Origin of the sequence: Leptolyngbya sp. NIES-2104 (assembly GCF_001485215.1) — a bacterium.
Lineage (GTDB): Bacteria > Cyanobacteriota > Cyanobacteriia > Leptolyngbyales > Leptolyngbyaceae > Leptolyngbya.
Window position 1 is genome coordinate 2,499,355 of the sequence record NZ_BBWW01000001.1, and the last position, 25,190, is coordinate 2,524,544.

The 25,190-nt window shown below is 47.5% G+C and carries 11 protein-coding genes; 7 read left to right on the forward strand and 4 right to left on the reverse strand.

Going from position 1 to position 25,190, the window contains the following annotated elements:
- Position 1 precedes the first annotated feature (1 nt).
- The 4 genes from NIES2104_RS11650 to NIES2104_RS11665 all read left to right on the forward strand — a co-directional run bounded on the left by NIES2104_RS11650 (position 2) and on the right by NIES2104_RS11665 (position 4,301).
- Positions 2 to 1,957 (forward strand): ATP-binding protein, encoded by a 1,956-nt coding sequence (locus tag NIES2104_RS11650; RefSeq protein WP_058998370.1) that lies wholly within the window; start codon positions 2 to 4, stop codon positions 1,955 to 1,957.
- A 51-nt stretch (positions 1,958 to 2,008) separates the two neighbouring features.
- Positions 2,009 to 2,374: a helix-turn-helix domain-containing protein gene (locus NIES2104_RS11655; RefSeq protein ID WP_058998371.1), complete on the forward strand. Its 366-nt coding sequence runs from the start codon at positions 2,009 to 2,011 to the stop codon at positions 2,372 to 2,374.
- Positions 2,375 to 2,384: 10 nt separating this feature from the next.
- A complete protein-coding gene (locus NIES2104_RS11660) occupies positions 2,385 to 2,819 on the forward strand; it encodes a type II toxin-antitoxin system VapC family toxin (protein ID WP_058998372.1) in 435 nt (144 codons plus the stop codon).
- A gap of 99 nt (positions 2,820 to 2,918) precedes the next feature.
- Entirely contained in the window at positions 2,919 to 4,301 is a 1,383-nt protein-coding gene (locus NIES2104_RS11665) for an MATE family efflux transporter (protein WP_058998373.1), read from the forward strand.
- Here the strand turns inward: NIES2104_RS11665 and NIES2104_RS32965 are convergent.
- The 3 genes from NIES2104_RS32965 to NIES2104_RS11680 form a co-directional block, all read right to left on the reverse strand.
- On the reverse strand, positions 4,285 to 18,573 hold the full coding sequence (locus tag NIES2104_RS32965) for a DUF4347 domain-containing protein (RefSeq protein ID WP_058998374.1): 14,289 nt from the start codon (positions 18,571 to 18,573) through the stop codon (positions 4,285 to 4,287). The genes NIES2104_RS11665 and NIES2104_RS32965 overlap by 17 nt on opposite strands.
- Positions 18,574 to 18,692: 119 nt before the next feature.
- Positions 18,693 to 19,493, reverse strand: coding sequence for a peptidyl-prolyl cis-trans isomerase (locus NIES2104_RS11675; RefSeq protein ID WP_058998375.1), 801 nt, complete (start codon positions 19,491 to 19,493; stop codon positions 18,693 to 18,695).
- Between the two features lie 174 nt (positions 19,494 to 19,667).
- A complete protein-coding gene (locus NIES2104_RS11680; RefSeq protein ID WP_058998376.1) occupies positions 19,668 to 20,912 on the reverse strand; it encodes an Lpg1974 family pore-forming outer membrane protein in 1,245 nt (414 codons plus the stop codon).
- A 625-nt stretch (positions 20,913 to 21,537) separates the two neighbouring features.
- Between NIES2104_RS11680 and NIES2104_RS11685 the strand changes: the two genes are divergently transcribed.
- The 3 genes from NIES2104_RS11685 (at position 21,538) to NIES2104_RS11695 (ending at position 24,714) form a co-directional block, all read left to right on the forward strand.
- Entirely contained in the window at positions 21,538 to 22,596 is a 1,059-nt protein-coding gene (locus NIES2104_RS11685; RefSeq protein ID WP_058998377.1) for a hypothetical protein, read from the forward strand.
- A gap of 153 nt (positions 22,597 to 22,749) precedes the next feature.
- Positions 22,750 to 23,532, forward strand: coding sequence for an ABC transporter ATP-binding protein (locus tag NIES2104_RS11690; RefSeq protein WP_058998378.1), 783 nt, complete (start codon positions 22,750 to 22,752; stop codon positions 23,530 to 23,532).
- A gap of 6 nt (positions 23,533 to 23,538) precedes the next feature.
- A complete protein-coding gene (locus NIES2104_RS11695; RefSeq protein WP_058998379.1) occupies positions 23,539 to 24,714 on the forward strand; it encodes an MlaD family protein in 1,176 nt (391 codons plus the stop codon).
- A gap of 130 nt (positions 24,715 to 24,844) precedes the next feature.
- Here NIES2104_RS11695 and NIES2104_RS11700 read toward each other — a convergent pair whose 3' ends face one another.
- The gene (locus NIES2104_RS11700; RefSeq protein ID WP_058998380.1) at positions 24,845 to 25,165 is read right to left on the reverse strand and encodes a hypothetical protein; all 321 of its coding nucleotides are present in this window, start codon (positions 25,163 to 25,165) and stop codon (positions 24,845 to 24,847) included.
- Positions 25,166 to 25,190 lie beyond the last annotated feature (25 nt).

Sequence of the window (25,190 nt, forward strand, 5' to 3'; positions counted from 1 at the left end):
TATGAGTTACTCGATCGAGCAACGAAGAAATCCTTATATCATTGGTCGTCCGATTACGGAACCTGATCGCTTTTTCGGACGCGATCGTTTGTTTGAGTTTATTACCGACAATCTGCTTCAGGGATCGCAGGTCATTCTGCTACACGGACAGCGAAGAATTGGAAAATCTTCAGTCTTGGCACAAATTCCCCGATCGATTGACTTGAAAAACTTCGCTTTTGTGCCCTTGTCGCTCGAAGGAGATAGTCGAAAATCGCTCGGTGAAGTGCTGTATGAATTAGCACGAGATACCTTGCAGCAATTCGACTGGCTCAAAGAACGGATTAAGTTACCGTCGATCGCGGATTTTCAACGCGATCCTCGATTGTTTTTGCGAAAGCTCATTCCCGATTTGTGTCGAGAATTAGCAGTCGAGAACATTGTGCTGCTGCTCGACGAATTTGATTCATTGCACAATCAAGAAGTGGATGACGCGGCAGATCATTTGTTTAGATACTTACAAGCCGGAGTTTATGAGTCTCCGAATCTTTATCTCATTCCGGTTGTGGGAAGACAGTTAGATGATTTGCCTGTGATGTTGAGCTTGTTCCGAGAAGCTCCCAATCAGGAAGTCGGATTGCTCGATCGACGAAGCGCAGAACAATTAATCACCGTTCCCGCAAAAGGCTTGTTGGAATATGACTTAGATGCGATCGATGCGATTCTCGAACTCTCTGCGGGTCATCCTTATTTCACTCAGGTGATTTGTTTTGCATTGTTCACTCATGCTCGAACTGAGGATCGCTGGAGAGTCACACGATCAGATGTCAGAGCCAATGTAGAACGAGCGATCGAACTGGGTGAAGGTGGCTTAGGCTGGTTTTGGGAAGGCATCCCACTGCCCGAACGAGTCGTATTTTCTGCGGCGGCTGAAGTTCCTCGCGCTCGTCAGATGGAATACCCAGACATTGCGACCTTAGAGTTTAGTGAAATTGAACCTTTAGAACTGTTGCGAGAATGTGGTGTCGAACTCACAGAACCGATTCGCCAAGGTTTAAATAATCTGCTTGACTGGCGATTTCTCAGAGCGACTGGAATTCGCTCTGGAGTTCGCCCCGGAGAGCGACGGGATTCGATTCCGCCGAGTGTTTCAACCTATCGAGTCTCGATCGAGCTTGTTCGTCGCTGGCTCGTTCAACGCCATCCAATTCGCCGCGAACTTCGAGAACTAGAAGACCTCGATTTGAAAGCACAAACGCTGTACGAAACTGCGAGAGTGGCTCGGCTCCGGGGCATTACTCCGAAAATCGTGAGCTTACTCAATGAAGCATTAAGACTCAATCCAAATCACTTCGAGGCACTGTTTGAACTAGCAGATAGCTTAGCTGAAATGCGGCAGTTCTCTCAAGCTCTAAAGTACTATCGACGGGCTTATTTAGTCGATGCAGTGCGAGTGAGAGATAACTATGTCGAAGCCTTGTATGACTATGCAGAAGAGCTACATAGCTTAGGTGAAAATGATGATGCGATCGCACAATTAGAGGAAGCTCATGCGATTGAACCTGATAACGCTCAAGTTAAACGATTGCTTGATCAGATTCAGCGTGAGAAACGCTATGCGGATCAGTTAAAAGTCATTCCAATTACGAGTGTGAGTCAGGATGCGGGGTATATCTCCTCGATCGCGGAAATGTCTACGAAGCAAGCAGATCTGAGTTCATTGCAGCAGAACTTTAATCAGCTTCGCGCTCAAGTCAGTGCAGAAGCTCCAAAAGAGGTAAAAAATCGCGCTCTAGAACATTTAAATGATTTGCAGGAAGAGTTGTTTACTCAGAGGAAAGTGAATGGTTTAACGTTGCTGTATGTTTATCAATGGTTCCGTAATCATCTACCGAAGTCATTGGTACAAGCTGTAACAGAATTCGTTGATGCGGTGAGTGCCACCATTTCGCATCAGGACGAAGAGAAATCTGGCTAAGGCTCTATTTTAGGTACAATCGATGTAGAATTTTCCTTCTGCGGTCGTACCATGACAGCAACCCCTTCCAATGTTCTTACGCTTGAAGAAACCGCCGCTTACCTTCGACTTTCTCCCGAAGTGGTCGAGCAAGAAGCGATCGCGGGTCATATTCCAGGACGGCAAATCGATGATCACTGGCAGTTCATAAAGACAGCGATCGATGATTGGCTGCAAAATCACAGGGAATCATCGATCGGGCATTTTTCAGATGGAGTAAGCCGCGTACCTGTGAGTCAGGAAAGTCCGTGGATTGAATTTGCTGGAGTGTTTAAGGATGACCCAGATTTTGCCAAGATCGCAGCCGCGATTCGGGCAGAAAGAGAAATAGAAGATGATACAGAAGTCGATCCCTCCGTTTACCATTTAGAAACTTGAGGGTGCGAGTTTGTACATTCTAGATACGGATCACGTTTCGCTGTTGTTAGAAGATCAGCCAAGAGTCAAAGCAAAGACCGCAGAGCGAGCTAGAGATTTGGCAATTACGATCGTGACTGTTCAAGAACTCTTTAATGGTTGGATTGGGCGACTCAATGATCCTGCTGAAGCGAACCGACAAGTTATCCTTTATACAAAGCTCTCGACCGTTGTGCGATATGTGAAAAAGACGGTTGTGCTCGATTTTGATGAATTCGCCGATCGACAGTTTCGGCAGATGTTGACCACTTACCCTCAACTCCGAAAGAATCGCTTGCAGAAAGATATGCGAATTGCATCAATAGCACTTGCTCTCGATGCAACTGTGGTTACTCGGAACTATCGCGATTTCTCTCAAGTCCCAAATTTGCGCTTTGAAGATTGGAGCGTAGAAGACAATTTCTAATACTTGCGATAATTGCTCCTTGATTCTGCGTGATGAGAAATGCGATCGCATTCGATTAACCGCTAAGTTAGAAGTCTAAGGAATCAAGGAAGTGTCACGATGAATATGATTCGGGTGCCAAGTCGGATTCAAAGCGAAGTTCAAGAATTTCTGAAACTCGCGATTCCGCTGGCAAGTGCTCAGGTCGCTCAGTCTGCGACTGGATTTGCAGACACGATCATGATGGGCAGAATGGGAGCCGAGATTTTAGCGGGAGGAGGACTCGCAGCGATTATTTATCTCTCGATTATGGCGACGACGAGCAGCATGGTGATGGGGGTGAGTCCGTTAATTGCAGAAGCGTTCGGAGCGGGGCAAAAAACGAGAACTCAGCAACTGGCACGTCAAGGACTTTGGTTATCTCTGATTGTTACCATTCCGATGATGATTGTGACGGGATCTCTCGATCGCTGGATGATTCACACCGGACAAACAGAAACGACCGTTCGGCTTGCGAATACCTATCTTGATATTATGCTGTGGGGATTGTTTCCAGCCGTTGGATTTGCTGCATTAAGAGCAACCGTTTCTGCTCTTTCTCAGGCACGTCCAGTGATGATCATTGTGATCGTAGGAACCGCATTTAACATTGTTGGAAACTATATCTTGGGGTTTGGGGAGTTTGGCTTTCCAGAAATGGGACTGGCGGGACTGGCGTTATCGAGTGTACTTGCACTGTGGGGAATGTTCCTAGCATTAGCATTGTATATTTTCCTGCATCCGAAGCTGAGAGACTATCGAGTGTTTCAAGAGTTGCATCGGATTCGTCCAAAGATTCTGTGGGAACTCGCTTGGGTTGGTGTTCCAATTGGTCTATTTTCTGGGCTGGAAATGGGCTTCTTCATGGTAACGACGTTTTGGATGGGGACACTCGGAACTGCCGCCTTAGCTGCTCATCAGATTGTGTTTCAAACAATCGTCGTGATCTTCATGGTGCCGCTTGGAATATCGTTTGCCACAACGGTGAGAGTCGGACAATGGCTAGGAAAGCAAGATATTCTCGGCATTCAGCAAGCAACTTGGGTCAGTTTGATAATGACGGTTCTATTTATGTCGGGAGTGTCGATCGCAGTTCTACTTTTTCCTAAACAAGTGATTGGCATCTATCTCGATGTGCAAAATCCAGAAAATGCAGCGATTATTTCGTTAGCAATTCCCTTGTTGATCATTGCTGCGATCGCTCAAGTCCTCGATGGCTTTCAAAAAGCGGTATATGGCTCTTTGCAAGGCTTACAAGACACTCAAATTCCGATGGTGCTCAATGTATTGGGCTATTGGGGAGTTGGATTATCCGCAGGGTATTTGCTTGGATTTCATCTCGGTTTAGGAAGTACAGGATTGTGGATTGGGCAATCGATCGCGATCGCAGTAGTCGCAATGCTATTCGCTGGACGATTGTTGAAATTAATCGCCCAGCGAAAACAGCTTAATTCGGGAAGTTGATCTGAAGATCTCCATCGATCGATAAATCATTTTTCGATTGATCGAGTTCGACGATCGTTCTTTGCAGCGTTGGACTCAGGAAGTTCAGTAGCAGTGTCCGAATCGTTGGATTGATGACGATTAAATCTGCTGCACTGGGATTCGTTGCACGAACAATGTTGTTTCCTGCACCGCCATCGAGTCCATCGGTTTCTTCACCGCCAAACAGATAATCATCACCATTGTTGCCGCTGAGTTGATCAATGCCTCTCACACCAAACAGAATATCGTTACCATCGCCGCCGAATAGAGTATCTTCGGTCAGTTGAGTGACTGCGGAACCAGGAATGCGATAGATAAAATTGTATTGATGTGGCATCACTTGATTGAAGTTGTGTTCTTCTTCGCCGTAGTCAAAGAAGCTCTTGTTCAATTCAAAGTTCAAATCAAGCTGGCGATTGATCACAGGCATCATCAAAGTAATGTTATCGCCGACCATGATATCGTCGCCGCGATCGCCGTTCATCTGATCATTACCTGTAATCAAGGTATGAGACTGATTTGCGCTTGGGTAATTAATGCCGTGTGTACTGGTGTGAAGGTCACGAATGAACACTTTCGCATCTTCAGACAACAGTTCTAAGTCTCGTTGCAGTTGAATCCGATCTGCGTTCGTTTGAGGTGCTCGATCGACCAGTGGCAGAATTAAATTGCTGTAGCCTGCAACCATCAGATCATTCCCGTCGCCGCCGCTCATTTGATCGTTACCGAGCTTGAGATTAAACTGACGCAGATCCGATCGAGCAGGTTTATCGGGTCCAATCAGTGCATAGTTCCAGAATGAGCCTCGGACATAGTTCGGATTGCGGAAGATCGGTTCGAGAATCATCGAATCGTCTGCCAACAGTTTGTCATCTCCACTGCCACCGCTCACGATATCGTTCCCGATCGCGAATGTATACGGTTGAGTAGTTGTACCACCCAGCGGAGCAGAAATCGCGTTCACTGTCGCATTAAACGCAGTCAGTACTTGCTGTAAATCAAGAATTTGCTGGCTCAAAGTTGCAGCATCAGATGGAGACTTCACAACCATTCCACTCAAGACGACTCCGTTATCGCTCATGACTAAATCGCGATCGTCACCGCCATCGATCACATCACCGCCAGCCGTGAATTCTTGCGGTTGCGCTCCACTCCGACCCGTGACAGCAAGTTCCAAACTCTGCAAGTCGTACATCAAATGATAGAGCGATCGCGTCATCAGATCGAAGCTTTGATCGATCGAGCCGATTCCCGTTCTCAGCGGAATCGTATTCATGTAGTTATCACCGACGATCGTATCTAAACCAGCGCCCGCCGCAATCTGATCGTTGCCTGCTAACAGATCCAAATGATCCACAGCATTCGGAATGACTGAGACAAACGGCTTCAATGTGTTCCCGCTTGCGCGTCGCAGCACATCAATGATCGGAGTGGGTGAATTATCGCGAGAGAGAGGTTGCGATCGCGTTAAGGTCGGCAGCAATCCGTAGAACGGCTTCGGAATCAGCGTCATATTCGGAGTCACGATCGTGCCGAACAATCCTAACTCTAAGTTCAGATTCACAGATTGTTCAATCAAATGAATGCCGCGAGTCACAGTCGGAAGCTCGGCATTAAATGGCATCAAATTCACCGAATCATCACCAATGATCAAGTCATCGCCGCCTTGATCATCAATGCGATCGTTCCCCGCATTTCCTTCGATGTAATCGTTGCCCAAGCCACCTTGAATCACATCATTTCCACGCTGACCAAAGATTGCATCTTCTCCATTGCCACCATCGATCGCATCATTTCCATCCGCAAACAGTGAAACTTGATAAGTTGAAAGCTTCCACTGACCTGCTTCAAGCACTTTGTTACCCGCTGCATCATACTCACCCGCAAGCAAGAGCAAATCAGGATTTTGGAACTGTCCAGGCTGAATGCCGCTGATCGTTCCCGACAAGCTACCTACATCAGTGAGAATCACGTCTCGATGCCAAGAACCATTCAAGTTCACTCTAGCTGTTCCATCAGGATTGTAATCGCGCGAGATCAGACCAACATCGCCCAAGATTGTATCTTGACCATCACCACCTGTGATGAAATCGTCACCGAGTTGCCCATACAGTTCATCATCGCCTGCACCGCCATCGATGCGATCGTTACCGCGTTGACCCTGAATGATGTCATCACCTGAACCGCCATTCATGGTGTCATTTCCACCAATGCGATCGACATCATCAAAGCGAGTTACATCCCGAATCACACTATTAAACGGTGCAACATACCGCTGCCAAGTTCCGTTGACTAATCGACGTGTGATCGTGCCATTGTCACCAATCATTACATCCGCTGCTGCACCCCCATCCATGCGATCGTCGCCGTCTGCACCCCCAATCACATTGTGACCGCCGATCATATCATCTTCGCCCTCATTGCCATTCAGGTCATCATTGCCTTGCTGACCGAGCAGAATATCATCGCCCTGATTGCCGTAGAGAATATCATTACCGCCGCCTTCGGTTGCTTGGGTATTGATCGAAATGTAATTGCGATCGCGTTGAAGTGCTTGATAAACAATGCCGTGATCACCCATTAACAAGTCATCAGATGGAATTGTGTTATCTGATGTTGAAGTCAATCGCTCGCTAAAGAAAGAAGCATCTTGAACATCGATTCCATCCATCATCCAAATTGCGACTTCTCCGCTCTGTTCGCGCCAAATCAGGTCAACTTTACCGTCTTTGTTCAAGTCACCCACAGTTTGAATCGACCAATTCAGCGGAATGCTTGAAATCAACGAGCCATTGATCACGTTCTTGCCGTCCATCAGCCAGACTGCGACTCCACCTTGATTCTGTTCGCGCCAGATCAAGTCAGCTTTACCGTCATTGTTCAAGTCACCGACTTGCTCGATTTTCCAGTTGATTGGAATGCTCGAAACCAGTGAACCATCAGTGACGTTCTTGCCATCCATTAACCAGACCACCACGTTACCTTGATTCTGTTCGCGCCAGATCAAGTCAGCTTTACCGTCATTGTTCAAGTCACCGACTTGCTCGATTTTCCAGTTGATTGGAATGCTCGAAACCAGTGAACCATCAGTGACGTTCTTGCCATCCATCAACCAGACCACCACGTTGCCTTGGAATTTCTCGCGCCAGATTAGATCTGCTTTACCATCATTGTTCAAATCACCAATATGCTCGATCGACCAATTCAGCGGAATACCGGGTACAAGTCCAGCATCGATCACATCCTTACCATCCATCAGCCAGACTGCCACGTCGCCTTGGAACTTCTCACGCCAGATTAGATCCGCTTTACCATCATTGTTCAAATCATGAACACCGACGATCGACCAATTCAGCGGAATGCTCGGCACGAATGAGCCATCAATCACCCGCTTACCATCCATCAGCCAGATGGCAACGCCGCCCTGAATTTGTTCGCGCCAAACGAGGTCAGCTTTACCATCATTGTTCAAGTCTTGAACACCCTCGATTTTCCAGTTCGACGGAATTCCAGGAGCCACGATCGCGAAATCTAGCACATCCTTGCCGTTCATCAACCAAACAGCTACATCGCCTCGAATTCGGTTGCGCCAGACTAAATCTTCTCGCCCATCTCCATTAAAATCACCTTGACCGACGATCGACCATTCTCCAGAAGCGAGAGCATTCGGGTCAGTGCCGTTCTCTCCAGCAACAAAGTCTTCGCCTGTACCGCCCAAGAGTTGATCTTCACCTGCGCCACCATAAATGATGTCGTTTCCACCGAAGTTTGGATCAGTTGTGGTGATGATATCTAAGGTAGATAGATCACTGTCGGCACTCACAACGGTGTCACCTGCAAAAGCAAAGTCAAATCGACCATTATCACCGAGAATGCGATCGTGACCCGCATCGCCGTAGAGACTATCCTGAGCAAATCCACCCAGAATCAAATCTACACCCTCACCACCAGAAATCGTGTCATCGCCACCAATTTCTGGAGAGGTGCTGTTAAATTGGCGAATCCGCCCACCGTCTAGAATGATTTGAGCATTATCCCCAGCAAGGAAATCATTTCCAGCGTCTCCGGTTGCTCGATCGCTGCCCGCTCCAGCAATGACAATATCGTCGTCTTCGTTACCTGCAATGATGTCATCGCCGCCAATCTCTGGTGAAAGCACCTCGATCGTATCTAAAGTGCTCGGATTTTGATCAATCAGATATGAGAGAACACCATTGTCACCGAGAATGATATCTTTGCCTGCGTTGCCTTGGATATCATCGTTTCCAGTGCCACCCAGAATACGATCGTCACCTTCGTTCCCAGTAATGACATCATCGCCACCAAACCCAGAATCAGAAGTCGTGATGATTGTTAAAGCATTCTCACCATTGACTAGAACATAAGGCAGCGTTCCATTGTCACCGAGAATAATATCTTCGCCTGCATTGCCTTGAATGTCATCATTTCCAGCACCGCCGAGAATGCGATCGTCATCTTCATCGCCTGTAATGGAATCATTACCACCAATTTCCGGTGAACTGGTTTCAATCATTGTCAGTCTGCCATTTTCTCCAGCAGTATAGCTAAGCAATCCATTGTCACCGAGGATAATGTCTTTGCCTGCATTGCCTGCGATGCTGTCGTTTCCAGCACCGCCAAGAATGCGATCGTCACCCTCATCGCCCGTGATCACATCATTACCACCGATCTCTGGAGCAGTTGTAGAAATTACATTAAACAACTGACTTTCACCCTGAAGGTCATAGATTAGCGTTCCACTGTCACCTAGAATGACATCTTGTCCCGCGTTGCCTTGAATGGTATCGTCACCTGCACCCCCAACGATGCGATCGTTGTCTGCATCGCCTGTGATTACATCATTGCCCGCAACTTCAGGTGAAGTGCTGAGAATTGTGACCTGTTGCAGCCCCTGCTGGATATCAAGGAAACTGACAGCGCCAGCATCACCGAGGATAATATCCTGTCCTGCATTGCCTTGAATATTATCGCCACCCGCACCCCCGATGATCAGATCGCCGCCTGCATTGCCTTCGATGACATCGTTTCCACCCATTTCTGGATCGGCTGAGCGAACGAGTTCAATTGCATTCGTGCTGCTACTAAATTCAATCTCGCCATGGTCACCGAATAGAACATCGTCACCGATATCACCCACAATGCTGTCATCTGCTGCACCACCGAAGACAATATCATCGCCCTCGTTCGCTTGAATGATATCGTTACCCCCCAGTGCTGGATCGGTTGTGGTGATCACAAGACTGACATTAATAGAATTGGGCGCGTAGTTCAGGGCACCGTTATCTCCGATCGCAATGTCATCGCCCGCATGTGCCGTAATGTTATCGCTACCAGAACCGCCCAGCAGCACATCATCACCCGCATTTCCTTCGATCGTGTCATCGCCCCCTTGATCCGGGAAAATGCTTCTAATTTGCTCAAGGGCACCCGCATCGCTAAAACTGAGGTAGGCATGATCGCCCATCACCAGATCATCGCCTTCGTTGCCAAAGATGCGATCGCCTCCGATACCCGCTCGATCAGTACCGCCAGAACCTCCGATGATGATGTCGTTTCCGAGTCCACCTGTGATCGTATCGACACCGCCATTTTCTGGATCAGTGGAGTAGATGTCATTTGCTTGTTCGCTGCCATCTGCACCGACAAACACACCATTATCACCGAACAAAATATTATCGGTTGCTTCAGGACTCACTTCGATCGTGTCGTCGCCTGTTCCACCAAAGATGATCGAGGCATCTGCATTTCCCTTGAGTAAGTCATTTCCGCCGAATGTCGCTTCAAGGGTTGCTGCTCGCATCAATACACCATCCGTCAGCGTGATCCGACCCCCATCCCCGATCAGGAGATCAAAACCCGCATCACCGCTGATCGTGTCATCGGCTGCACCCCCAATCAGAAGGTCATTGCCTTCGTTGCCAGCGATCGTATCGTTGCCACCGAGATCCGAGCGTCGAGTTTCAATACTATCAATGCGATCAGATGCGTTACGAGTGATGTAACCGCTATCCCCAACAATCGTGTCAAAGCCTTCGTTGCCAGTGAGTTGATCGTTTCCGGCTCCACCCAGAATCACATCATTGCCCAGTCCGCCTGCGATCGTGTCTTGTCCTCCGATGCCTTCATCAATCGAATAGATATCATTCGCTTCAGAGCTACCATCCGCACGAACCACAACGCCGTTATCACCTAAAAGAATGTCGATCGCATCATCACTTCCGCCTGTAATACCATCATCTCCAGAGCCACCCAGAATCACATCAGCATTGTTGCCGCCCGATAACGTATCATTACCGCCACTGTTCGGGGTTGCAGTCTGAATGCGTGTGACCACACCAGCTTGAGTGCGTGTGACCTGACCATTGTCACCTACTAAGATGTCTTCGCCTAGATCACCTGAGATCGTATCGTTGCCGTCCCCGCCCAGCAAGATGTCATTTCCGCCGCTGCCTGTAATCAGATCAGCACCACCCGAACCCGCGATCGCACGAATTTGAGTGGCACTCCAGTTTCCTTCGTCACCCACAATGATGTCATCGCCGCTGACTCCATCTGCATCACCGATGATGCTATCTGCACCGCCGCCACCAAAGATAATGTCATTGCCTGCACTGCCGAAGATGGTATCCGCACCAGAGCCGCCATTGGTTTCGATCGTGCTCATTTGCGCGATCGAGATCACCGCTTGATTATTGCTATTCAGAACACGAGCATCATCACTCAGCACAATATCATTGCCTTCTGCGGCAGTGATTGTATCGTTGCCGTCTGCTCCACCTTCAGGGAGATACGTCGAAGAACCCCCAATGATCAGATCATTACCAATTCCTGCATTGATGATGTCGTTACCCGCGCCGCCTTCAAGATAGTCATCGCCTTCTTGAGAACGTAACGTATCTGCACCTTGACCCCCGAACAGTGCATCATTACCCGCTGCACCTTCAAGCGAGTCATCGCCACCTTGACCGAACAAGATATCATCGCCATCAGCACCATAGAGCTTATCGGCTCCCGCTCCACCGATTAGGGTGACAGTCCCATTGTTTGCGATCGTGCCGTGATCTCCAATCAAGATATCGTTGCCCGCTTCTCCACACAGTTCATCATCACCATCTAGAGTTGCTGCCGTTGCAGTACTACTACCGCCGACTAATCGATCGACACCTGCACCCGCCCAGAGTTTGTCGTTCCCTGCACCGCCTTCAACGTAATCGGTTCCACTTCCCGCTTTTAGCTGATCATCACCCTCATCTCCAAAGAGTTGATTGTTACCGCTGAGATCTTCGATCGTATCGTTTCCGCTACCGCCTCGAATCACATCATCGCCATCTTGAGCGGCATCTGGAGCAGTCGTGGAATCTCCATAGATTGCATCATCTCCCGCATCTCCAAAGATTTGATCTGCACCTGCACCTCCTTCGATCAGGTCATTGTCATCCCCACCGCGCAAGGTATCATTGCCACGACCTCCGAAGATCACATCGCGACCTGTTCCGCCTGTGACTTCATCATCTCCCGCATCGCCGCGAATATTATCGTTACCGTCTCCACCTTCGAGAATGTCTCTAAATGCGATCGCGGTATCATTCGCGCCTGTATCACCGGATAGATTGTCGTTGCCTGCGCCACCCCGAAGGATGTCTTCACCTGCACCGCCGACGAGTTGATCATCTCCGTCTTCACCTTCAAGTGTGTCGTTACCTGTTCCACCTGCTAACTGATCGTTACCTACACCGCCAAAGATGCTATCGTTGCCTGCACCGCCTCGAAGATTGTCATTGCCTGCACCGCCTCGAAGAGTCGCATTCACCGTGATCGACTCATCGAGCAGGATCGAATCATTGCCTTGTCCGCCATCTCCTTCGATCGAGCTAACGCCGCTGTAAACTTGTGTATATCCGGCGTAGGTGACTTCAATCTTGCCGGGTTCAAGCTGTTTCAAGGCGAATTTTTCATCGCCATCGGTTTGACCTTCACCGCGTCTTGAAGCTCGATCGCCTAAGTTGAGTTTCAGTACGCCACTTTCGACCTCTGCCAAAACTGGAGGTTTCGCCCGTTCTTCACAACTGAGATTAAAGTCAAGCAGCTTGACATCGACGATCGTAATATCAGTTTCAAACAGTGTGACAAAGCCGAATAGGAAGGTATCAAATCCGATGCGTCCGTAAGCTCGAAGGAATGCACTGAGTGAACCCGATAGATCGAACACGCAAGCGATCGGAGTCGAGAGCAGTTCATCAATGTAGATTTTTCCGTCATCGTTCGGATCGTTCCAGTTTGCGCCGATGTTGGCTCGAATGCCTCCTTCGACTCCTGCTTCAGCGACAACGGCAGAGATTGATGCGCCTGCGGTGAAGGTTGCATAGAGAGAGACTTCTGCAATATCAGTTCCGGTAAAGACATTTGCGCGATCGCCAAAGTAGAAGCCTTCTAGGAAGTTTCCGGTCTGAATTCCACGAGTGTCAAAGCCGATCGAGAAGTTTGCAGCGACCCCCAGCGTTCCGCCAACGTTAGCAAACAATGGAATCGGGGGAATGAGCGGACCAAAACGCTGTGAGAAAGAGAGTTCTGCTTTGAGTTCTGGTATTTTCCAAGTGACCAGATCAACTGTTTTTCCAGTGAATAAGCCGAGAACGTTAGCAGGATTGCTCAGCAGTGGAAAGTCAAGACCAATTTGTCTGAGTTTGCCGAACAATCCTTTTAGCTTAGAAATTGCTCCAGTGCTTCCGGTGCCTGTACCTGTGCCTGTACCCGTACCACTCTTAAGACGACCGAGTGAATCATCAATGCTAGAGACTCCACCATTAAAGCCACCACTGCCTAGATCAATGTCACCCGGTTTGCGTAAGTCTTGGGAAAAATCGAAGTCACCGAAACTAATGAAGATATTTCCTTCGGTTTCGGCGGATTCTTGGATAAATGAATCAACCGATCGCACAATTTCCAACCAGCGAGCGATCGTTGAACCTCCACGCCCAAACAGCCGAATTGCATCAATAAAGGTAACAGGTCCGCGCCCAAGCATTTTGGACAGATCAGAGATTCCAGGCAGCTCTTTTTCCATTAAGTCCAGCACTGGGCGAATCGGCTTCAGGTACTCATTGACGTTCTCAAGCAGCGGCTTGATTGCACGAGTCATAAAGTCGCCCAGATCTAAGCCTAGATTGTTGAGTGAAACGATCGGTGCTCTTGATTCACCTGTTCCTGCGGCTGCTCCAAATCCTTTCTCAAACGACCATTCAACAAAGAGATCTGCACCAATTTTGGGTAAGGGACTATCTGCTTGACCGACCCCTGCTTGCAGATTCAGCGAGATGATTGCGCTTGTACTCAGAGTGGCTGCAATTTTGACATCTCGAAGCTCTGACAGAACCAGCTTGCCATCTCTGTTTGGATCAACAAGATCCACTCCAATTTCGCCATTAATTCCGGTTTGGAAGGTGTCGGTTTTATCGCCGTCTTTGTTGTAGTCTTTGTTGTCGTCGGCTTCGTTGAGCAGTTTATTTGTCGCTGCAATGTTCAAGAAGAATAAATCAGCCGAAATGGTTGTTCCATTTTTGAGATTGACTCCCAGATCGAACTTAAAGTCTGCTTCGTTCTGTGGGACTCTCAGGAAGAAGCCTTCTGTCGTATTGATTCCAAATCCAAGTTGCAGTTCGTATCCTAGAGATAGTGCAACTCCACCTGTTGATTTGATATCAAAGACGAATGCTTCTAAACCGAGATCAAAATCGGTTTCAAACGTGCTTGTCCCACCGATGCTGAAATCGATCGTGAATTCTCCAACATTAATATCTAATGAAACTGCAACATCTGTGAGGTCAATCACACCATCGTTATTGTCATCTCCGAGAATTCCAAGTTTGGTATGGAGATTGTTATAGATGATGTCTCGAATTGCGTTTTCGATTTGAGCGGGTCCAGTTCTAACAATATCGCGTAGAGGAGCGAGGAACTCTTCACGCAGGTCTTTGATAAACGAACCTGCTCCACCAAGATTGAGATTTTTACCGACGATCGGTAAGCGAGCTAGAACATCGCCTTCAAGACCTTTCTGCAACACCGCCAGGAAAAGATCAATTCCGGTTAACAGGGTGTTTAAGTCGAGCTTGCCAGTTTGAAGACTGTTCAGCAGTCCGCTGGTTTCGAGTTTGAAGGTGCTGAAATCTGTGAGGTCGGGTAACTCTGCAATGACTTCACCGACTTCGACCCCAACAAACGCGATCGGTAAAGTCACATCGATTCTGCCCTCGGTGGTGAACTCGATGCTATTGAGTCCCAATTCTGAAAATAGAATTTTGCCGTCACTGTTGGGATCTTTTAAACCGACTTTGAATGTTGCAGGATCAGTTCCATTTTGAAGTGAGAGTGTTCCTTCACCGTTGCCCAAGCTTGCCTCAACACCACCAATTCCAACTGTCGCGCCGAAGTTATTCACGTTGAATTTGGCGTACAGTTCTAAACCTGTTGAAGCTTGAATGAACGGCTGAACAAACGGTGATGCAGTGAGGAATTCTAGACCAAATCCAAGACTGAGACTTGCACCTAGGAACATATCAATTTTGCCTTCGGTGCGGAAGTCGATCGGAATCGATACGCCTTGATCTTCTAGAGAGAAGTTCAGGGGAATGTCTTTTTTCTCGAATTGAGCAATGTCATAGTCAAATCCAAACAGCAGTTCTCCATCATCACTAAACGTTAATGAAAATCTCTGAGGAACTGCTTTCGAGAAGTCAGCAAGGACATCATTGAATGTGTTGAGGTCGTCTGTCGATAAGCTGCTAGAAAGCGCTTTAATTCCCGCTTTCAATGTTGTGAAAGCTTGCGTCATCGTAAACGGATTGCTTTGGCTGATTGCTTGATCCATCAACGCCAAAGCATCCTCAAGCTCATCTGTGTTTGCTCCGGTCAAAGATTGAATTGCAGCATTCAGATCAGTACGGACTTGTGCAACAGCGGCTCCAAATTCTGGGAAGTCAAAGCCAAACGATTCAAATAGAAACTTCGCGATCGTTTGTGCGGAGGGAAGCTCTGCTGTGAATCCACTAAAAGCAGCCTTGATTGCTGTTTTATCGACAGAATCCGATAGATCATTCAACAATCTCCGCACCTGCCCCATGCGACTAATCACTTGAGACGGAATACCATTTGCGATCGCAGCGACACCCGTTGGAATCTGTTGAACTGCACCCTCTAAAAGATCTAATGCTTGGGTAAGTTGATCACGGGTTTCTTCAGAAAGCGAATCTGCAAATCCTGGCTTGGTCGATTCTGTCCGAATCGCAGCGAGTTTACTCGACAGCAGCGATTTAATTCCTTCAATTTTGTCCTGAATTTCGCCGTAAGCTTGTTGAATCGGATCAAGGAATCCAAGCAGTTCATTCAGCGATTGATTGACTAATGGAAGTTTGGTATTGAGTGCTTTGTTATCTTCATCAAGCAGAAAATCGATCGTCTTACCCACTAAAGACAGAACATCTTTCACTGAGAAGTTCTTAAAGCGATCGACAATTTCACTAAATCCTTGTGCCGTCGCTGTCGTCTCTAATGTTTTCGTCAGCGGATCAAGCGTGAATCCAAGTTCAAGCTGGGGCTGGGTTCCGAGTGTCAGACCAAAATCTGAAAGACCCTCGATCGCGATCGGTAGCACAACGCTGCCTGCCACCGTGAACGTTGGATTCACGATCGTGCTCAATGAGCCAGCATTATTGAGCAAATCACTTAACGTGATGCCTAGGTCGTTTGCAGTCGGATCTTTTAGACCCAAAGCCGCATTGAGATCAAGAGATGCAGTCCCGTTTTCAATGCCGATTTCAAGGATCGAAAGGGCTGCGGATAGACCAATATCATCGGCGCTGATGGTTGCATCTGCAAAAATGCGACTGTCTGAGGTGAAAAACAGTCGTTGACTAAAGCTTTCTCCCTCCTTGGGCAAATCGAGACTGATGCCAATTCCTAGCGCAAATCCTGCATTCACGTTAAACGTTCCAGTCGCGCCTCCAGCTAGATTGAGGCTGGCGATTCCAAGATCAATGTCTTGGCTAAAATCGAACTCTACAGATTTCTCAAAATCTGCACTCTTCGCAATTTTGAACGTGAGTGCATTTTTAGCAGCATCGTATTTTGCATCAATGCCCGCTTTGTTCAACCCTGTGAGGATGACCAGTTCATCAACCAGTTCTTGAATCGTGTTGAACTTCTGAACAGCAATACTTGTCGCTGTACTAAAGCCGAGTTCAGTCGCTGCGACACTGTTACTTGCTGTCGTGATGGAGAGCGTTTCGCCTGATTTTAATGCTTTCAATACCAGTCGATCGTCCGATCGCTCTGCTATCACTCTTTGAGCCAGATTTGCAGTTGCGATCGCAGCATTGACATCAGCAGCCAAATCATCAAGATTCCGATTTGTTGCATCTTGCGCTACTGTAATGGTGATCGCTGCTTCATTGTTAATTTTGAGATCAAAGCTTGCAGCCGCGCTTAACACTCCGGTCTGTACTGCAACTCGCGAAGCATTGATCGCCTGATCAAAGAATCCATTGGTTAAATCATCGATGATTTTAGTAAAGTCAACAACTGCATCAATTCCTTCTTGAAGAAATGGAATTCCGCCTTCTGGGTTTAATCCCGCTGAGATGTTTTCTAATGCGCCGCCGACTTGACGAATCAAGTTCACCACATCCGCAGGTTTAAGCTGTTTGAAGTTCAGCAGTTGGGCAAAGTCTTGAACATTAACGCTTGGAAGATTGCCCGTGAATACATTGTCATCCGCGATCGTTAAAGTGGGCGTTCCTGGAAGCGCCAGTCCTGCCAATTGTGCCGATACTGGAAGACTCACATTCAATGCACCCGTTGGGGTGAGTGAAACGAGGGTAGTAATCGAAGTTTCCTGCAACTCATCCAGCGTGAGCTTACTATCAGCATTTGGATCATTAAAAGCTGCGGCAAGATTCGCATTCAGGCTAAGACTGCCGTTTTTCACTTCTGCACCGAGGAAGCCCACTTCTAAGCCAACATTCAGATTGTTCGCTTGTGCGATCGCGCTTGCAGATAGTTCCTTGACTTTAATGTAGAACGCTTCTGAAGGGGCTAATCCATTGGTAGTGTTATATCCAAACGCAAAATCAAATACAATTTTGCCTGTAAGACCAACCGTGGTTGCACCATTCAGCTTTACACCAAAATCGGTTGCAGCTTGCTCTCCCAAATCGAAATCAGTTGTGATCGTGCGAGTTGCTTCAAACTTCAGATTAAAACTGAGATCGTTGCCGACTAATGCACTCGCGATCGAGGCTGGATCAATGGTGAACGTTAAATCTCCGACCGGTACACTGAGCGATCCAATGCGATCGAGCAGTTCTGAAACGGTTGGTGTTGCATCTGTATCGAGATAGCTCACCAACGGATCAACGAGCCGATTTTTGAGCAGTGAACTGATATCGATCACATCCGCGATCGAGTTCCCAACAACCGGAATTTCGGCGGTAAAGGCGGATAAGGTTTCAATGCGATCGCTCCAAGTCGCGAACTGCTGCAATCCGGTCTTGAGTCCTTGAACAACAGTGGATGAAATCGCTGCTAAGGTGGAATCGTACAGCGCGATCGCAGTAGTGTCGATCGGACTTTTCGCAGTAATTTCTCCGGTGCTAACTTCAAGTATCCAATCTCCGCTAAGCTTTTGACTGCCTGTGATGTCATCTGAAGCCGCAATATCAGCCCCGAGCAATTGACTGAGGCGCTGAATGAACAAATTCCCTTGTGAACCCAATGCTGCATTACACGCATACAGAAGAACATCAGCATCGGGAGCCAGCGCATTTTGCCAGCTTGCTAACTGTGACGCATTGCGATCGAGCGTGTCCAAACTCAATTCAGTCGAACCAAGCTGCAACAAGCCTGCATTGCCGTGAGAAATGATGTGAAGCGCTTCTAAATTTTGATATTGAGATAAAATATTGCTGATTTGATCAATGCCATTCTGACTCGGATCAAGAATCACAACTACCTGATTCGAGTTGATTGCTTTTAAGAGTTGTTCATCGGTCGCCAACACGCCATCGACAATCACGAGCGATTTTGGTTCAGATGACGAAGGATAAGCCCTAGAAAAGAGTCCAGAGAGAGTACCAGGATTAAGTGGAATGCTCAATGGAGATAAAGCGTTTGATGTTAGTGAGGGTTGCTCAGCTAACAGTGCAGATTGCAAGCGATTTACGCGATCGAGTTCCACGATGTAAGCTCCTGTATCTCTGGAAAAACTAAATAAAGCCAAATTTTGAACATACGGAAGTCGTGCCTCTGAGGACTCAACTGCTCAGAGGTCACAAGTTCACAAAAGCAAAGAAGCTTCTATACGGCAGTCAGTACCGAATTAGCAGAAGGTTCCGTCGATGCACCTAACTTCACGTTGATCGCTTGCGCTCGATCGATTAACCATTGCTGGAACAATCGATCTTCAAGCGATTTCTGCACAGCCCCTTCGAGCGTTGCAGGCGAAAATTGTTCAATTCGGAACACACACCAGCGCTGTTCCATGTTCACGGGACCGACTAGCTCACCAACCGTTGCAGTTTGCAGCGATCCCCGCACGTCTTCGGGCAGTTGACCAAACCGAATTCCACTCTTCATCACGCTCACTTTTAGCGGATCAGCGATCGTATATTCGCTCACCACTCGATCGAAGTCCTGGCTCTTCAAAACCTGCCCTTTGAATCGACCCGCATGAGCTTCTTCTGCAAACACAACACAAGTCACTTCCACTTGATCCAACAGCGACTTCTGTTCGTCAAACAACGCTTGCAGATTCGGAGCAGCAATCTTTGACTTGAGTTTCTCTAGCTTTAGATTCAGAATGATTCGATTCTGGAACAGTTCATAGTTCATGCCCTGACTGTCCAACCATTGCTGAAAGATAGTTGCATCGGTCAATTTTTGCTGCACTCGAACTTCGACCGCAGCTTGTTCGACTTCTGCCAACGTTACATTCAAATCATCGCGTCGCTGAACTTCGCTAAAGATAATATGTTGTTCAACAATGTCGCGAATCCAAGGAAGCAAACGACCGGATAGCTGGTAGTATCGCAGAACGGTTCCTAGCGACAGCGATGTATCGTCGATCGTCAGTAAAGCAGTAGAGTCGAAGTCTTTCATGATGCTCTAAAAAAGATGAAGTGTGGAAAATGTAGCGAGAATCTCTGATGTCAGAAAATAGATGCAGCTCAAGCAGCTAAGTATAATTTATGCTGCTTTACTGTGATGTTGACTCGTAGTTTCACTAGTTTTCTACGAGGGATTGAATTGACTTGGGTATCAATGCGGATAGGTTCAAAACTGAGAAGAAATGCCAAACAAAAAGAACAATCCTTGTAAGCTCAGATCATTCTTGCTTTGAGTAAAGACACCAGGACTAGCAGAATCAACGAATCGAATCGAATCCGACACATTGAACAAGTGTTGATACTCATATCCAATGCTGAAATTTAGGTTCGATCGACGACCAATTCTCGGCTGCCAACTTAGTCCCAGCGCTAGTTCTAAGCCCGGAACCACTTGCTGCTGACTGCCGGGATCAAATCGCGCCACTAAATCCGTGCCCAAGTTATCCGTTTCTTCGTAGAACGTCGATCGATTTCCCAACAACAGCGATCCTGCACCTCGACCAAACAGTTTCAAATCAGAAGCCAGTTTCAAATCAATCTGTGCCCCTAATCTTGGACCAAAGCCCGTGAATTCATTTTTGCTGCGGGCGATCGCTTGATTAAAATCTCGCCCATCATAAGCGACGGTCATTTCCTGCTCAACATCAGAAAATCTCAGTCCACTAAACAATCGCACTCCTAAACTGGAATTCACATCCAGCTTGTATGCGACTTCTACATTGGTCGATCGATATGCCAATCTTGCACTCGCATCTGCGGTGTTAGCTGAATCATTTTGAAACGGATGCGTAAACGTCGAAAAGAGAAACCCGGTAGGCGATCGAGTGGCACTCTGCTGACCTTCAGTGCTAAAGAAAACATGAGAAGCTGCAATTTCCCAGTTTGTATTTTCAGGGCGATAAGTTAAACCTACTCGCAATGCGGGCACATCATCATAGTTCACCCGCACAACATCGCCACTAACCGCTAATGCAGTTCCCGGATCGAGGATGGCAAAGTCCATCATATTGCTCTTTCTCGGTTGCAGAAAGAGCACTTCCGCTGAGAGTTCTACTTGTTGGGTGCTCGGTTGCTTTACGGGTTGTGCCACGATCGTAGGACTATCTCGCCCAGCCGTTAATTGCTGTCGCAGCACGCTAAGTTCTTGTTCTAATTGTTGTTGTTTTTGCTCTAATTGGCGTAATTTTTCTAGAAGCTCCTGTTCGCGGGGAGCCGCAGCGGGTGTTTGTGCGGTCACAGGGGTGGGAGACAGCGGCTCAGGACGCGAAATCGGAACCGGAGTAAGCGTTGACGCTTTGGATTGAGAGGGTTGATCTTTGAGCAATTGCCGAGTTGTTATCGGTTCACCTGCGATCGCGGGGGCGGTCAGCGCAATCGACAGCGCCAAACAGCCGAGAGTGTAATGTTTCACGAGGGAACTCCACACAGTAGGGGGAATTTGTGCAAGCTGTACTGATATTCACAAGTCGCAAATATCACAGGTGAACATTACAATTTCCAGAACAGATAAGCATAAGCGATAACACTGAAAGATGAATGCGACCGCGAACGCTACTTAAGTAAAAGCAGTTATGAAAATTACTACGTATATAAATGTTTTTACGAATACAGGTGAAAAAAGTAACACTGTACGTACGCTAAGGTTTTTGTGATCTGTAGATTAATTTGATCACTAAAAAATTAAATCGCTTTAATGCTGCATCACAATCAAATGATGCAAAACAGGTCTTAACTATCAAAGTTGAACTTTTCGCCCCTGATTTCGGTCAAAGTTCTAATGATTTTCTGTCATTGTTACTGTCACATTTCAGGTCAGAAACGGATCAGCATTTAAAGCTTATAAGCTAAACTTTCCAGTAATCTAATACGTATCCTTAATATTTGTCCGATCGCGATCTATTAAACAAACAGTACAATGGGCAAACTAAATACAGCTAAAGTACCTCTATCCCAGATATGTTCTAGATTCTAGACTCTTTCACAAGAGTCTGCTGAATCAAAAAAACGCTCCATACTACTTCATAAAGGCAACTCCGATGCAATCATTTCTCTCGATCGATGATCTTGAATCTGCCTCTCAAGAAACGCTGCGCTTAATGGATACCCGTCAAGAAATCCAGCAGCGATTAGAGCAGTACTGTGTGCGTCTAGAAGAACTCAAACGCGGATTTGATCAAAAAGGGATTCTAGAAGGTGACGCGCAAGCCAAAGCGACCTATGAACAGCTAACCACCGCGATTCGACACTACCGCAGTCAGATACAGCAGGATCTTCCAGAATTATCGCGTCGTTTAATCGAAGCGCGTGAATCCCTAGCCCAAAACGGGGAAAGCTCCACCGAAATCGACGTGATCAAACAAGTGATCGAGGAACGCCGAGAAGAACAAGCTCAACGCGAATACGAAGCGCAAATGAGCAAGCATCAAGCTGAGCGCTTAGCTCAAGAGCGCCACGAAACCGCAGAACAGCTTCTCGATCGGATTAAAGAGCAAACAAGCTACTACGATGCGTCGTACTTAGCGATGGATGTCTATCACTATCGAGAAGATTTAAAGGGAGTCGATCGCTTAGACGAAGTCGTCGAGTTCTTATACAACCGCGTTCAAGAACTCAGCGAAAAGCCCATCACGATTCAGGGAACAGCGATACAAAAGCTGAAAATCATGGATGCTCACGCTCGTAAGCTTTGGTCACAATCACAGCCTGATCCAAGACCGATCGGCGAAAAGCGCACTAAGCCTGATGCTCCAGTAGACGAAAAAGAAGAAAAAGAATCCTACACGCATCTACGCGGCAAAGTCGTAGTCTTTGGGGGACACACAACCACACGGACTTATGTAAAAGAAAAGTTGCCGAAAGTGTATTTCGTGTGGTCTACAGTCGAAGACGGCTTGCTGATTGTGGATCAAGCCGTTCAACAGATTCAAACAGCGGATGTGGTATTGCTGTTGACCGACGATACGAGCCATGCCGTGACGCGCAAGGCAATGACCGAATTACGACGACTGAAGAAACAACCGATCGAGCTACATCATGAAGGAGTAAATACGATCGTCGAAAAAATCGCCTGGAAATTAATGTTTAAGTCTTGTTAAATTCTTCAAGTCGCAAACAAAACAATTCAGCCAATTCTTGCATCTGTCCTGTCGATCCTGCACGAGAACCGCTAATTTGGTATTGGTGATAGGCGAATCAGTTGATAACAGTGCCTCATCACGGCATTCGTTTAGCGATCGGGCAAAAAAGGCATGGTTGAGCCGTTGATTGAACTAAAAGAAGTCAGCAAAACCTTCGGCGGGAATAAGGTTCTCGATCGAGCAAACCTGATCATTTATCCAGGAGAAGCGCTCGCCATTATTGGACCTTCGGGAACCGGAAAATCAACCGTGCTCAGAATTATTGCCGGTCTGTTGGCTCCCGATGAAGGCGAAGTCTATATCGGCGGCAAACGGCGAAAAGGCTTGATCGAAGATGCCCCTGATCCGATTTTGATCAGTATGGTGTTTCAGCAAGCCGCATTATTCGACTCGCTCACGGTTGAGGAAAATGTCGGATTCTTGCTTTATCAGCATTCCCGGTTGTCGCGCCGACGAATTCGGCAACTCGTCGAAGAACGTCTAGAAATGGTCGGGTTATCGGGAATTGGACAGCGCTATCCGTCGGAGCTTTCTGGCGGGATGCGGAAACGAGTCAGTTTCGCACGAGCGATTATGGTCAATCCTGAAAATCCTGACGATACGCCAGCAATCCTACTTTATGATGAGCCGACTGCCGGACTTGATCCGATCGCATCGACTGTGATTGAAGATTTAGTACGATCGCTGCAATGTCCACAGCGGGGATGTCAAAGTTATGTGATGGTGACACACCAAGAGAGTACAATTCGCCGGACTGCCGATCGCGTTTTGTTTCTCTATCAAGGACGGGTGCAGTGGGAAGGCAAAGTGCATGAACTGGATACATCTGATGAACCGCTGATTCGGCAGTTCTTTAGTGGCAGTGTAGAAGGACCGATTCAGGTCGTGGGGTAAAGGGTTATGCGATCGCGAACAGTGCGAGAAGGATCAGTGGGATTAATGATTTTGGCAGGCGTGGGACTCTTTGGAGCCTTAGTGCTGTGGATCAAAGGTCTGAATCCAGCGAATCGAAGCTTTACGGTGTTTGCCGATTTTGCGGCGATTAACGGCGTTCAAACTGGCTCACCTGTACGATATCGAGGCGTAACGGTGGGCAGAATTTCCAACATTGTGCCGGGTCCGAATGGCGTTGAGGTGAGGCTCGAAATTGCAAGAGCCGATTTAGTCATTCCAAGAGATTCGGAATTGAGCGTGAATCAGACTGGCTTACTCGGCGAAACGGTTCTGGATATTACACCCCGAAAAGAGATTGCGGAATCAGCGGCGGTGGGAAGACCGCTCGATCGAGACTGCAATCGCGATTTAATCCTGTGCGAAAATTCCCGCATCAGAGGCGTACTCGGAATCAGTACTGACGAATTGATTCGAGCGACGATTCGTTTTGCAGATACGTACAGTAGCCCACAATTTACTGGAAATATTAATACACTGACAAAAAATAGCAGTGAAGCGGCGGCTGAAATTGCTCAACTGAGTCGAGAAGTGTCGAGCTTAGTTCGATCGGCTCGCACCGAAGTAAGAACCTTTTCGGCAACGGCTCGATCGATTGGCGATACCGCAGATCAAGCGACTTTGACGATCGCGCAAGTGAATGATTTGATTACGGCGAATCGATCGACGCTCGTTTCGACTTTGGATAATTTGAGTGCCACGAGTAGCGATATTCGGACGACTGTATCGCGATTAAGTCCGCTGCTGAGTCAGGTCGAAGGCAGTAAACTGATCAGCAATCTTGAAACGCTGTCAGCAAATGCGGCTCAAACTTCTGCAAATTTACGAGATGTTTCAGTGACGCTAAATAATCCAGCAACAGTCACAATGCTGCAACAGACGTTAGATTCTGCCAGAGTAACTTTTGAGAACACGCAGAAGATTACGGCTGATCTCGATGAGCTAACAGGTGATCCACAGCTAAGAGACAATTTGAGGCGATTAATTAATGGATTGAGTGGGTTAGTGTCCTCAACTCAACAGTTGCAGCAGCAATCCCAAATCTCTCAGATTCTGGCATCTCCACAGATGGTACAGTCCCAGCCCGGAACTGTGCCAAACCTGCCCATTCCAGCAAAACCTTAAACTGAAGTAGACTAGGAGGCAGTTTCGGGTTCTTAGTCCATTTCAATGGACTTGCGCCGATTAGCCCGAAATTCCATTTCAGGGCGGGACGTTGCAACGAACGACAACTTTTCAAACATTCTCCTAGACGTTAATCATTATCTCGATCGTTGTTATCGCGGCGATTGTTGTTATCTCGATCGTTGTCGTTATCTCGATCGTTGTCGTTGTCTTGATCGTTGTCATTGTTGCGATTATTGCCGCGGCGATTGTCGTCATCGTCCTCTTGATCGTTGTCCTGATTGTTGGTTTCAGCTTGCGCTCCAGAACGGTTGTCATCGTCATTGTTCGCTTCTTGCGACTCTTGTTGTTTCTCAGCTTGCTGTCCTCCGCAACCTGTCAGTACCGTTCCCCCACCCAAAAGGGCTGCGCTGATGAACAATAGCGCGATCGCTTTTAATCCAAATTTCATTTCGACTTGCTCCGTTCTTTATTTC